Origin of the sequence: Vreelandella venusta, from assembly GCF_007989605.1 — a bacterium.
In the GTDB taxonomy this organism is placed as follows: domain Bacteria; phylum Pseudomonadota; class Gammaproteobacteria; order Pseudomonadales; family Halomonadaceae; genus Vreelandella; species Vreelandella venusta.
The window spans coordinates 351,271-363,961 of sequence record NZ_BJUL01000002.1 but is presented as its reverse complement, the minus strand read 5'-3'; the positions used below and the strand labels follow the sequence as shown (position 1 = coordinate 363,961).

The following is a 12,691-nucleotide window of genomic DNA, read 5'->3' as shown; positions in this document are numbered from 1 at the left end:
CTTCGCGCAGCAAGTCCACCATGCCCTGTTCAAGCACACCAGCGCGGATACGGCTCAATACATACTCGCCGCTACGCCGCTCAACAATCACATTATCAATGCCTTGGCGATGTAGTAGTTGGCCCAGCAGTAGACCAGAAGGGCCTGCGCCAATAATCGCGACCTGCGTTTTCATAGGGGGTGCCTCATCATTGTCATTACCTAAAACTTATGACTTGTATTTTTCAATGAAAAACGCCGCATAATAAGGCATGATCTAGATCAATTATTGGACATTTAGTGCTTTATCACTCAACCTTAGTCTAATGGGAGATGTAAGTGATGCCAGCCTCGTCGGCAACGTCCGTTCCGGTATTTAAGCTCTATGGAGAGACGCAGCATTGGCCCACACCAGACTTACTCCACTGCGAATCCATTCCTGAACGCAGCCAGTTACATGACTGGCGTATACGCCCGCATCGCCACGCCGATTTGGTGCATATTCTGTTTATTGCTCACGGTAGCGTTGAGTTAGAACTGGAGGGAACCCACCATCAGTTGCAGAGCGCCAGCGCTATCGTAGTACCCGCCATGACCATCCATGGCTTTCGCTTCTCACCCGATGTGCAGGGACACATCATTACCCTGGCCAAACCCTTGGCAGACCACTTGCATACAATCATGGGTGAGAGCAGTACGCTAAGAAAAGCCGACTTCTACTCGCTCCTCCAGCCCAATCGGGCAGAGCGAATAGCCACTCTGGTATCTCAGGTCGATCAGGAGTACCGTCAGCCTGCCCCTGGACGCCACAGACTGCTCGAAGCGCTTATCCAAGCCTTGGTGGTGGAGCTATCGCGCCTGTGTGCTTATACCAGCAGTCCAGCAAAGCGCTATGGTCCCCGCCAGAGCGACAAAGGACGGCAGCACTTAGAGCACTATCAAGCGCTGATCGAAGCGCACTATCGTGAGCAGCCGAGTATTGAACAGTTAGCCGAGCAGATAGGCGTGAGTAGCGCACACCTGAATCTACTATGCCGCCAACTAGCCGGCCGCAGCGCCCTACAGTTGCTGCATGAACGCCTGCTGCTGGAAGCCAAGCGCCAGCTCACCTATACCAATATGACCATTGGTCAAGTCTCCGACAGCTTGGGCTTCTCTGAACCTGCTTACTTCACGCGGTTTTTTAAACGTAACACAGAGCTTTCACCCAGGGATTTCCGGCTACGTCAACATGCCAATGAAAGCCTAAGTTAAAAGCCCTATGCCTTCTTCATACCATTAGATTATGAGGATATTCTCAATACTGGCTTAACAGTAGTGCCGTTTTTCGAGTCATAAAACGCCTGGTTAATCTGCTCAGGTGGGTAGAATTTCACCAAACGGTCGAAGGGGAAGCGCCCAGCCTTGAAGTAAGCTACAAGTTGAGGAATGAAGACCCGCGGCACGGAGTCTCCTTCAATCACTCCAATCATAGACTTACCCTCCGCCATCAAGTCGTTATGCACGTCAAGTGTCACTTCAGGTGTAACACCTACGATAGCCGAAACACCCAGCGGTTTAAGCGCCTGAAGTGACTGGCGAACCACAGCAGGAACCCCGGTGGTTTCCACGGCGAACTGGCTGCCACCGCCAGTAATCTTTCTTACCACTTCCACCGTGGCTTCTTGCTGGCCATTAATTACATGGGTAGCCCCAAGTTCACGAGCCAACTTGAGACGACTGTCGTGAACGTCTACCGCGATGATCTGCTGGCATCCTGCAATTTGAGCTGCCATGATCGCGGATAGCCCTACCGCCCCACAGCCATAGACCACCAAGCTGGAGCCAAAATCAGGTTTGAGCCGATTTAGCACAGTTCCAGCACCAGTCTGGATGCCACAGCCCAGAGGCCCCAGAAGAGACAGATCGACCTCAGGATCAACCTTTACCGCATTGCGGGCACTTACCACAGCATGGGTAGCAAAAGAGGATTGACCGAAAAAGGTGGCTATCGACTCGTCATCTCGAGTCAGACGGTGGCTGCCATCCGCCATAGCACCACCAAAATTTAGCTCATTGAATGTATTACATACGGTGGGGTGCCCAGTCAAACAGTGTCCACAGCTGCCGCAGTGAGCAAATGAAAGTACCACATGATCACCTACTTCGAGCCCATTCACTCCTTCACCGAGAGACTCCACCACTCCAGCCCCTTCATGCCCCAATACAATCGGGAAGGGTGCAATTCCTAAGTCTCGAGCCACTGCATCGGTATGGCAAACACCAGTGGCTACTATACGAACTCGTACCTCACCCAGAGCAGGATCTGCTAACTCTATCGCCTGCCATTCAAAGTCTTGACCCTGCTCCTGGGTCACAGCTGCTTTAATATGCATAGGTCTTCTCCCCAGTTAATCCTTGCCCCTGACCAAGCTCAGGGCGAGCAGGGGCTAAGCAATTGCTAATGTGCGAGATTGTAGGTGACTAAAGAAACTTGGTGAGCTGCAGGCGAAAGGCATCGCCTTCGCTCTCGAGTCCCTTTAAGCCACCGGCACGGGTGTCATACTCGTTGTAATAGGCTCCCTTGAGGATGATGCTGGCCGCAGGCCAGAAATAACTGGCCTCAACACCCGCAGCATGACGCTCGGCCTTGTTGGTGATCGTCCCTCCCCTATCAGCCTCCAACTGCCAAGCATCGTAGCCCACCAAGCCAAGCTCCAGGCCGTTTTCCAGGCGGTGGCTGATGCCCCACTCCAGCAGCCAGCTGTCTCCCGGTGTGATGCCGGTCACGTTCTGCTCGGTCTTGATCTCGTAGCGCGACAGGGCTGAGACGTTCCAGTGCCGCTCGGCATCGAGGTGCCACATGCCACCCAGGGTGAGCATGGTGGTGCCATAGCCCTTGCCCACCGAGGCTGGGTTGTCGGCCTCGAAGTCGGCGGTATCGAACCAGTGGCCGACGGCGAAAGTGGCGTCCCAACGCTCCCCGTGCCACCCCAAAATCATCGGGCCCACAAACAGGTCGCCGACGCCCTTGTCGTGGAAGCGGTCGTCCCCGGCAACATCCAGATCGAAGCGCAGATCGAAGGTCGGGACGATCGTTTCCACCCCGTAGTCGGCACCGAGGAACTGCTGCCCGGTCATCCAAATAAAGCGGTGGGCCAGGGCAGAGACCGAGCCGCTGTTGCGGCCGGGTACGGCATCACCGCCGGAGTCATTGAAGCGCTCTACATCGTAGTGCAACAGGTAACCGCGGTAATACACTCCCTCCGGTGGTGCCGCAGCGGCGCCTAGGCCCTCGATTCCCGGAGGATAATGGCCATTCACCGCCAAGGCGGGCGCGGCAGCCAAGCCAGACAGCAGCGCCGTCCAGACAGCTCTTTTGTGATACATCGTCATTTTGCAGTCTCTATTCTTATTGTGGTCTAACACCTGCTGCCCAAGACAGCAGGCGAAAGTGGCTATCTGGCTCAGAAGGGATAGCTGCGCGGCTCGTGTTGCACGCTAATCCAATGATCGGTGGTGAACTCCTCGATGGCCCAGTCGCCATTGAAGCGGCCAAGGCCGGAGTTCTTTTCGCCGCCGAAGGGCACGTGGGCCTCGTCGTTGACCGGCATGTCGTTCACATGGGTCATGCCCGCCTTGATGCCTTGGGCGAAACGTGCACCGCGCGCCAGGTTGGTGGTGAACACTGCGCTCGAGAGTCCATACTCGCTGGCATTGGCAAGCGTCAGGGCATGGGCCTCATCGCGGGCCTTCTGGATGCCCACCAGCGGACCGAAGATTTCCTCACGACTGATCTCCATCTCCGGGGTGACATCGCCGAACACGTGTGGCGGCACCAGCTGGCCGTCGATCTCCCCCTCCAGTAGCACGGTTGCCCCCTCCTGCTTGGCAGTGGCGATCTTGGCCTCCAGGCCCTCGCGCTGCCTGGCGTTGATGACCGGCCCGACCACCGTTTCCATGTCATTCGGATCGCCGACACGAAGCCCCTTGACCTTCTCCACGAAGCGCGCGACAAAGTCGTCATAGCGGCGCGCGTCGACGATGATGCGGTTGATGGCCATGCAGATCTGGCCCTGGTGCAGGAATTTGCCCATTGCCGCGGCGTTCACCGCCTGGTCGATATCGGCATCGTCGAGCACCACGAAGGGGCTATTGCCGCCCAGTTCAAGGGCCACCTTCTTGATATGCTCGCCGCCACTGCAGATCCCGCCTATACGCCGCCCCACCGGGGTCGAGCCGGTAAAGGAGACCATCCGCGGCACGCGGTGCTCCACGAAGGCGTCGCCGATCTCGCTGCCGGAACCCACCACCACGCTGAGCAGCCCCTTGGGCAGGCCAGCCTCCTCGAAGATCCTGGCCAGCAACAGTCCGCCGGTAACTGGGGTGTCGCTGGCAGGCTTAACCACTACAGCGTTGCCAAGAGCGAGTGCTGGGGCAATAGAGCGCTGGGAAAGGTGCAGCGGAAAATTCCAAGGGCTGATCACACCGACCACGCCCAAGGGCTTGCGATAAACACGGTTCTCTTTGCCCGGCACATTGGAGGCCAGCGTCATGCCATGCACCCTATTAGGCATACTCACCGCCTCCTGCGTGATACTTCTAGCGGCTCCCCACTCAACGTTAGCTTTGAGACGAGTACTGCCCGACTCGCGAATCAGCCAATCAATAATCTCCTCCTTGCGGGTATCGAAGATCGCCACAACCCGCTGAAGCAAAGCACTACGCTGAGCTGGCGGCGTTGCTGACCAGTCAGCCTGAGCCTTCTCGGCGGCGAGGAAAGCAGCGTTAAGGTCATCGGCGTTAGCGAGGCGGATATTAAGTAACTCACTGCCATCATACGGGTTAGTCACCCGAGTAGTGCGCTCGCTACTGCCTTCACGCCGCTCTCCGGCAATCGACTGGAGATGAAAATCACAATATGCAGTACTCATGACATTGCTTCCTTCTTAATCGGTAATGAAAAGCAGGGCTACAGACGAATACCGGACTTTCCAGGCGCAAGGATGCCATTGGGGTCCAAGGCCCGTTTCAGAGTGCGATGTAATTCAAACATTGCTCTGCCGTAAGTATCTGCCACCTGATCCATGAACCCGGTATTGACACGATAGATACCGTAGCCACGCTTGCTGAACTCCTCCACCAACTCTCCGAAGCATGCGTGAGCACGCTGGGTTTCCTCAGGATCTTGGCGGTTGTAGAGCAGGTCAATGATGTGGTGCATGTCGCGCCAACCGACGATATATTCGCCCACGTAGTCGAAGCCGTACTTGCCGAGAATCTGCTGGGCTAGCTCAGTCTGGTCACGCGTCTCCTCCCCCTTTGCCTGAGAGACCGGCGCGAACCACATAGAGCCACCGCCACCGCGCCAGTTATAGAGGCCAAACTCCTGCATATTCATATTTCCACGCATTAAGTCAGCTCGATAACCAAAAGAGGCTGATGCCTGCTCCGCCTCCTCTCCATAGAAGAGTTTAGCTTTGCCACTCTGGCTAAAAGCCTGCTCGACAATCTTCCAGTTGACGTCGACTTGCTCTGGCGTGCCGTAGAGAGCAGCGTAGATATTCCATTCTCCAACCCCTTCATCTTGCTTAATTCGCTCGATGGCTTCCCTGTCAATACTGCCCTCGCCGGTGAAGAACTCCTTGCGTTCCCGGTGCGACGCTACGTCATAAAGTGTATGAGCGATCACAACGGCGTTTGGGATGACTTGGCTGATACGCAGTGGCCGCATGATATCGACGATCTCTTCAATATCTTCGGGATCCGGATATTGGATCAGGAAAGGTCGGTATGCCGGCGGTTCCGGCATCAGCCAGAGTCCCATTTTGGTCACGATACCGAAGTTAGACTGGGTGAAAAGCCCATCGACATATGGACCATAGCCCCACTTAAAAACCTGCCAGGAAGTGGAATTTTCTAGCCCCCCCATACCAGTGCGAATAACCTCGCCGTTGGCTAGCACAACCTCCATGCCGCACTGGAACATGAAGTGCTCCCCATAGGGAGTGTAGCCAACACCGCGGTCAAGGGTATTTCCAACAGGACCTGCCACGGCCGAGGGTGCGGGCACCGAAAGCCATAACTTGTAGCCTTTCTCTTGAATATAGTCATAGAGCTGTTGATAAGTGACGCCTGGCTCAACCAGTGCTGTGCAGGAGTCAGGGTCCACGTCCAGAATGCGATTCATGCGACTCAAATCTAGAATCACCTGACCTGTCTCGCCTGGTGCGGCTGAGCCATAACCCAGGTTTTTGCCCGTCGCTATCATCCAAAGTGGAATCTTTAACTCATTGCAGACTGTAACAACTGCCTGCACTTCCTCCGTGGTTTCAGCCAACAGCGCTGCCGAAGGAATATGATCTTCCTTTTCGGCGGACATCATGATCTTGGTGTAAGGTGCTAGCTGGTCGTCATCGACTAGCACTCGAGCAGGTTCGAGCGTTTCGCGAAAGCGGCTCAGGGCGGCATCGAAATCAGAAGCGCTAACATTTTTGGGAAGAATGCGCTGCGTCGTGCTCATGGGATGTTCTCTCGTTTATTGTTGAGTAATCTCAGACCTGTACCAAAAAGCTAAGCTCACGGGCGTCGGCGTTGGGCGACCGCTGGAACCGATGCTCACTTCGCTTGTCCATACTGGCCTGTGCCAAGCGGGCATACTCTCGCCCAAGGGCGGACTGCCAGCTACCAGCCCTTGTCGCCAGTTCAGCATTGAGGGTTCCTCGGTGGCTTAACAGATAGTGCTGACCAGAATCATGGCGTCCTAGCGCCAGTATTCGACCGCGCCCCTTGAGCATGCTAGTCAACAGAACCAGTCCCGCCTCATCGGTAAAGCCGGCCGCTAGTGCTCCTCTCGGCAGCGCATTAATAATCACCAGCGGGTCTAAGCGCCCTTCATAGCGAGGTGTCCAGCCTTTCTGACGCAAGCCTAGTCCGAGCTCAGTGGTCGAACGATCCTCTCCATAGAGAGAAATTTCGCCATAGACAGGAGGCCCACCCTGAATTGCCTGGCCAGCCCAGGTGGCAGCTATAGTCAACGGCGCAGCTGAGCCAAGTAGCAGCCCATTTCGCAACAGTTGTCTACGCGTAAGTTTCATGGCATCACTCCTCATCACTATCCTCGGCTAGCTCACCTCGCGCTAAGGCCGCACTCAGCCCTTTAAGCTCGTCCTCAGTGATTTCGCTATGACGGAATGCTGGCATCGCCGCGCGGCCGTTGCGGACTGTCAGTTGGATATAAGTTTTCCAGCTCTCCTGAGCAGCTTCAGGAAAAGCTCTCGTGATTGCCGGACCAACTGCCTTATCTGAGGCATGGCAATGGGAACAAACTTGCCGATACACCTCAGCTGATTCACGAGCACCCGACGCTAAGGTATTAGGGGAAGACGTCACCGCTAAAAGCAGTGACACGCCAAAAAGAGTTAAGCGTTTACGCCTAATATTGGTTATTAGCCATAACGGCACTGTTATTGTGTTTTGCATGTCAGTATCACCCTTCGTTCGCCATACGGCATGACATCAGCGGATAGACACAACACCAACATTATACTTTGGTATAAAATCAATGAGTTGGCGCTGCATCTTATTCGAACTACATATCAATAAGTGTGCCGAAATCAGAAACAAAACCATTATCAAGGTGTTAGCAGGCACTGCACTGCAGCCAGGTGCGCCTTGCGAACTTATGTTCACAAATTTGATTAACCATATGATTAGGTGCTCCCCAAATAATGAATACCCCCTGAAAGCTCGCCGGTAGAGGAGTGCTCCCATACAGCCATTACGAGTGGTACTCTTTCGATTCAACCCTATGCAGAGCCAGTATGCTTCTTTCATCTTCTGATTATCCTAATGCCCGCGATCTAATGGATGCGCTACGTTTTCTACCTGAGGAAGGCCAGATCTGGCTGGGTGAACAACGCATGCTACTGATGCCATTGGCAGCCTCCGCTTTTTTTCGCAATGAACTAATCACCACCCTTGGCAGAGAACGTGCACGCGGACTATTTATGCGGCTGGGATATTATTCGGGGCTAATGGATGCCGAGCTTGGCGCAGCGCTAAGGGGGGAGCGTCTGGGACTGGAGGAAAGCTTTCTTGCTGGCCCACAACTCCACGCTCTTCAAGGGCATGTACAAGCAATACCGGTCAACCTAGAAATGGATCTAGCAAACGATCATTTTTACAGCGAATTTATCTGGAAAGACTCGTTTGAAGTAGATGTTTGGCGATCACATGGTCAACAAAATGAACCGGCGTGCTGGACTCTGCTAGGCTATGCCGCCGGCTACGCGACTCAACTGTTAGGCCGCGAGGTACAGTATCGTGAAGTGAGCTGCCGTGCTTGTGGCGACGACGACTGTCGTATTATTGGCAAACTCGCACAAGAGTGGCCTGACCACGCTCAATTTTCCGAGCTTTTGCGGGAAGCACCACTGATAGATGAGCTTTATGAACTCCAAGCACGTGTTGCCACACTAGAAAACGATCTTGCCCGCACCCGCAACCATGAAAGCTGGGGACCGATTGGCTCAACGCCTGCTTTTCGCGATATGCTCGCCATGCTCGATAGAGCCGCGACATCAGATGTGTCAGTGCTACTCCTTGGCGAAACCGGTACTGGTAAGGAGATTCTTGCACGACGCTTACATGACCAGAGTCAACGTGCCAATGGCCCCTTCATTGCAGTTAACTGCGCTGCAATTCCTCCGGAGCTGATCGAATCAGAGCTGTTTGGTGTCGAAAAAGGCGCTTACACTGGTGCGATTCAGACGCGCATGGGACGCTTTGAACGGGCTGATGGAGGTACTATCTTTCTTGATGAACTTGCTGAACTAACACCTAGGGCTCAGGCAGCGCTGTTGCGCACTCTGGAGGAGCATCAGATTGAGCGCGTGGGAGGAGAGTCTGTCAGAAGTATCGATGTAAGAATTGTTGCTGCAACGCACACTGATCTTCTGGAACGAGTGGAGCAGGGCCGTTTTCGTCAGGACCTATTCTATCGGTTAAATGCTTTTACTTTAAACATTCCCGCTTTGCGCCAACGACTTGAAGATATCGTCCCTCTTGCCGATCACTTCTTGCGCCACTTTGAGCATCACTACCAGCGCCGCACATTAGGCTTCTCCGACCAAGCACGCTCTGCGATATGTCAGTATCACTGGCCAGGAAATATACGTGAGCTAAAGAACAGCGTCGAACGTGGCGTCATCCTCACCGCTGATCATAAGCACATTAGCGAGAAATCTCTTTTCGGAGATTATTGTGTTCCAACTCTGGAGCGAGAAAAGTCCCAAGGGCTGGACTCCTCCGGCATGCTTACACCGTCCTTAGACGAGCGCGGGGAAAACATCTCTGCTCGTCAACGTGTTCAGCCATTACTGGATGCAGGTATGAATCTGGAAGAAATTGAAAAAGCGCTCATCCAAGCCGTCAATAGCGATAGCGGCGGTAATATTACCGCCGCTGCCCAACGGCTAGGTATGAGCCGTGCGGCTTATGCCTATCGTTTGAAAAAACACAACTTACGGTGAATCCAGCAAACGTATCGAATAAGCCGCACCTTAGAAAACAGCAGCAGTCTAGAGCAGAAACAGAGTGCTCAAAATAGGGAAGGCGATTAATAGCGCTAGTCGTATTAAGTCAGAGACCACAAAAGGCGCCACCCCTTTAAATATCTCCCCTAGCCCGACATGCGGTGCCATCGCTTTAATCACGAACACATTCATCCCCACCGGCGGGGTCATTAGCCCCAGCTCTACCGTTAGCACGGTAAGAATACCGAACCATACAGGGTCGATACCCATTGCCTGAATAATCGGGTAAACCACCGGCACGGTGATCACCAGCATGGCGATGGAGTCCATAAACATGCCCAGCACAAAGTAGAGCGCCAGGATGCACAGCACTACGACGATGGGCGTTAGATCCATACCGTAGAGCAGGTCAGTGATGGAGAACGAAATGCGCGACACCGAGATGAAGTAACCCAGAGTTTCAGCCCCTACCAGCATAAAGAACACCACCGCCGAGAGCGCCAGTGTTTCCTGTACGCTGTGCCATAATTGGGCACCGCGCATGCCTTTTACCAGAGCGTAGAGCAGCGTGGCGAATGCGCCGACACTGGCCCCCTCGGTGGGTGTAAAGGCACCAAAATAGATACCTAAAATCATCACCAGAAAAACGCCAAAGAAGGGCACTAAGCCGGTAAGCGAGAGCAGCTTCTCTTTCCAGGCAGTGGGCTCCCCCGCTACCGCTAGGGAGGGACGCAGGTACATCACCACGGTAATGGTCAGGGAGTACATCACCAGCCCCAGCAGGCCAGGAATTAGCCCCGCCATAAACATATCGCCCACTGACTGTTCAGTAAGAATGGCGTAGATTAGCAGCGCAATACTGGGCGGAATCATAATACCCAGCGTGCCGCCTGCGGCCAGCGCACCGGTGGCTAAGCCACGGTTATAGCCATAGCGCTCCATCTCCGGCAGCGCCACCCGGGTCATGGTGCTCGCCGTCGCAAGCGATGAACCGGAGATAGCTGAAAAGATGCCGCAAGAGCCCACCGCCGCAATTGCTAGGCCGCCCTTCCAGCCACCGCAAATAATACGAGTAGAATCAAACAGCTTACCGGCCATCCCCGAGTGGGCAGCCAGTACGCCCATTAAAATAAACATGGGCACGGCGCTGAAACTGTAGTTAGACAGCACCTCAACCGGAACGGTTTTTAATTGTGCAACGGCCGCATCCCAGCTAATGATCTGGGCAAACCCTACCACTCCCACGATCAGCATCGTGAGGGCAACCGGTACGCGCAGAATCATCAATACCAATAAAAGCCCTAGCCCAATGGCACCAATCGCTTCACTCCCCATGAGCCGCCTCCTCACCCGCCGCATAAATCATGCCTAGCAAGGCGTGAATAAAGCTGCGTATCCCTAATAGCAAACTAAGCACCGCAGCCAATTGGTAAATCGGCCCCATGGGCAATCGCAAGTCTTGGGTTATTTCTCCGTGCCGCGTAGCGGCAGCAGCAGAATCCAGTAACCCCACAAACAGGATTAGCCCCAGCGCCATAAAACCGAGCAAAAAGACGCCTTGCACGCGATTTTTGATTGCTTGTGGTAAGCGATGTGAGAACGCCTCCACCACCACTTGACTTTTTTCGACATTAGCCGCCATCGCTGCCAATAGCGCAAACAGCATCAAATAGCTAACCAACTCCACGCTCCCCGATACGCGCAGCGCAATCGCGCCCTCCGTCAACCGGGAAAGGTAGCGTGTACTGACATCAGCAATGGTAACCGCCAGCAGGCCAATCAAAGCGACCCCGGCCACCAAGCGACAAATAAGGGCCAACCAATGGCTGGCACGGTAAAGAGTAGACTGCATGACACATTACCCCTATTGGGCGCTGCAAGACTCACTGGCTGCCAATGCCGCCTGATAGACATCCCGCGCCTGATCAAGACCGCGCTCTTCCAGCTGCGTTAGGTAATTTTCGATGCCTGTTTCAAGCGGCTCCTGCCAGTCAGGATGCGCCAGCGGATTTTCAATTTCGCGAATGGTATGGCCCGCGTCGACCGCCTCTTGCTTGCCTTCAACGTCGAGACGATCAAATACTGCACCGGCGTTTTCAGCCCATTTCATACCGGAGTTATTATCGATCACCGCCTGCTGCTCGGGAGTCAGGCTGTCATAGCTACGCTGATTCATAGTAGCCACAAAGATCAGCGTGTAGAACGGCACCTCGGTGTGGTAGTTGACGAGTTCGTTAATACGGAAGCCTTTCAGACCTTCCCAGGGAAAACTCAGGCCATCAATAACGCCACGCTGCATGGAGGTATAAATATCAGGCGCAGGCATGCCCACCGGGCTTGCGCCCATATTTTCCAGCATCTCGCCCGCCACCGCGGTGGGACGGCGAATGCGCAGTCCTTGGAGATCAGCGGGCGTTTGTACGTCGGTGCCAATAGTGTGGATGCCACCTGGGCCTGTGGTAAACATAAATAGCGGACGAGTATCTTCGTATTCGCTGTCCAAATGGCCATCGTCGTAGAGCGTCTGTAGCACACAAGCCCCTTGTGTCGCGGTGCTGGCTACACCCGGTAGCTCAACAATTTGCGACAGCGGGAAACGACCGGCCGTATAGCCCTGGGCAGTGGCACCAATATCGGCAATACCATTGGCCGCGGCTTCATAAATGGAGTCCGGTTTGGCTAAGGTACCGGCGGGAAACATTTGAATAGTGAGATCGCCATTGGACTCTTCGGCAATGGTATCGGCCCATGCTTGCAAAACATCCTGATTAACGCCTGAAGGGCCAGGCCAAAAGTGGGCCATACGCAGGGTGGTCTCTGCCTGGGCAGAGCTAACGGCCAGACCAGTAATTGCCGCTGCCAAAATGCATCGGGATAAGGACATTTTCATGGGAGCCTCCAGGACGTTCTTGGATTATTCTAAGTTCGCATAGCGAATACTAGTTCGCTTCAAGCAACCACATTAGTCCACTATCAGGCGTAAGGCTAATCGACATTCGTCTATGTTTAGGCACCGCAGCTAGCCTTAATACCCTCACGATCAAAGATCACCAGCGCTCCAGCCAGTTGTCTCGCCCCAACAGCAAAATAGCATCAAAAAATTGGACTTTTACAATATGACAGCACGACCATAGTCGAATGACCGAATAACCACGCGATTAGTCATCTCCTGATACATCAATGAAAAAGCCGCCTGC

General features: G+C 54.3%; 12 protein-coding genes. 2 read left to right on the top strand and 10 right to left on the bottom strand.

Going from position 1 to position 12,691, the window contains the following annotated elements; translation table 11 throughout:
- A partial coding sequence (locus tag HVE01_RS03895; RefSeq protein WP_186808801.1) for an FAD-dependent monooxygenase occupies positions 1 to 175 on the bottom strand: 175 nt, incomplete at its 3' end.
- Positions 176 to 321: 146 nt separating this feature from the next.
- Between HVE01_RS03895 and HVE01_RS03890 the strand changes: the two genes are divergently transcribed.
- Entirely contained in the window at positions 322 to 1,233 is a 912-nt protein-coding gene (locus tag HVE01_RS03890) for a helix-turn-helix domain-containing protein (RefSeq protein ID WP_146942527.1), read from the top strand.
- A 29-nt stretch (positions 1,234 to 1,262) separates the two neighbouring features.
- Here HVE01_RS03890 and HVE01_RS03885 read toward each other — a convergent pair whose 3' ends face one another.
- From HVE01_RS03885 to HVE01_RS03860, 6 genes are all read right to left on the bottom strand, one after another.
- Complete coding sequence (locus HVE01_RS03885; RefSeq protein WP_146942513.1) at positions 1,263 to 2,354, bottom strand: NAD(P)-dependent alcohol dehydrogenase; 1,092 nt, start codon at positions 2,352 to 2,354, stop codon at positions 1,263 to 1,265.
- An 88-nt stretch (positions 2,355 to 2,442) separates the two neighbouring features.
- Complete coding sequence (locus HVE01_RS03880) at positions 2,443 to 3,354, bottom strand: SphA family protein (protein WP_146942511.1); 912 nt, start codon at positions 3,352 to 3,354, stop codon at positions 2,443 to 2,445.
- A 71-nt stretch (positions 3,355 to 3,425) separates the two neighbouring features.
- Positions 3,426 to 4,892 carry an aldehyde dehydrogenase family protein gene (locus HVE01_RS03875; RefSeq protein ID WP_146942509.1) on the bottom strand — a complete coding sequence of 489 codons (1,467 nt, stop codon included), beginning with the start codon at positions 4,890 to 4,892 and terminating at the stop codon, positions 3,426 to 3,428.
- 38 nt (positions 4,893 to 4,930) lie between these two features.
- Positions 4,931 to 6,481 (bottom strand): FAD-binding oxidoreductase, encoded by a 1,551-nt coding sequence (locus HVE01_RS03870; RefSeq protein ID WP_146942507.1) that lies wholly within the window; start codon positions 6,479 to 6,481, stop codon positions 4,931 to 4,933.
- 31 nt (positions 6,482 to 6,512) lie between these two features.
- On the bottom strand, positions 6,513 to 7,055 hold the full coding sequence (locus HVE01_RS03865; protein ID WP_146942505.1) for a hypothetical protein: 543 nt from the start codon (positions 7,053 to 7,055) through the stop codon (positions 6,513 to 6,515).
- Positions 7,056 to 7,059: 4 nt separating this feature from the next.
- On the bottom strand, positions 7,060 to 7,440 hold the full coding sequence (locus tag HVE01_RS03860; RefSeq protein WP_146942503.1) for a c-type cytochrome: 381 nt from the start codon (positions 7,438 to 7,440) through the stop codon (positions 7,060 to 7,062).
- A 341-nt stretch (positions 7,441 to 7,781) separates the two neighbouring features.
- Here HVE01_RS03860 and HVE01_RS03855 point away from each other — a divergent pair, with 341 nt between their 5' ends.
- Entirely contained in the window at positions 7,782 to 9,491 is a 1,710-nt protein-coding gene (locus HVE01_RS03855; RefSeq protein ID WP_146942501.1) for a sigma-54-dependent Fis family transcriptional regulator, read from the top strand.
- Positions 9,492 to 9,539: 48 nt separating this feature from the next.
- Here HVE01_RS03855 and HVE01_RS03850 read toward each other — a convergent pair whose 3' ends face one another.
- Genes HVE01_RS03850 through HVE01_RS03840 form a run of 3 tightly spaced genes read right to left on the bottom strand, consistent with a single transcriptional unit; the run spans position 9,540 to position 12,384 of the window.
- Positions 9,540 to 10,829 carry a TRAP transporter large permease gene (locus HVE01_RS03850; RefSeq protein ID WP_039857754.1) on the bottom strand — a complete coding sequence of 430 codons (1,290 nt, stop codon included), beginning with the start codon at positions 10,827 to 10,829 and terminating at the stop codon, positions 9,540 to 9,542.
- A complete protein-coding gene (locus HVE01_RS03845; protein WP_146942499.1) occupies positions 10,819 to 11,346 on the bottom strand; it encodes a TRAP transporter small permease in 528 nt (175 codons plus the stop codon). Before HVE01_RS03845 ends, HVE01_RS03850 begins: the two co-directional genes overlap by 11 nt.
- A gap of 12 nt (positions 11,347 to 11,358) precedes the next feature.
- Positions 11,359 to 12,384, bottom strand: coding sequence for a TRAP transporter substrate-binding protein (locus HVE01_RS03840; RefSeq protein ID WP_146942497.1), 1,026 nt, complete (start codon positions 12,382 to 12,384; stop codon positions 11,359 to 11,361).
- Positions 12,385 to 12,691 lie beyond the last annotated feature (307 nt).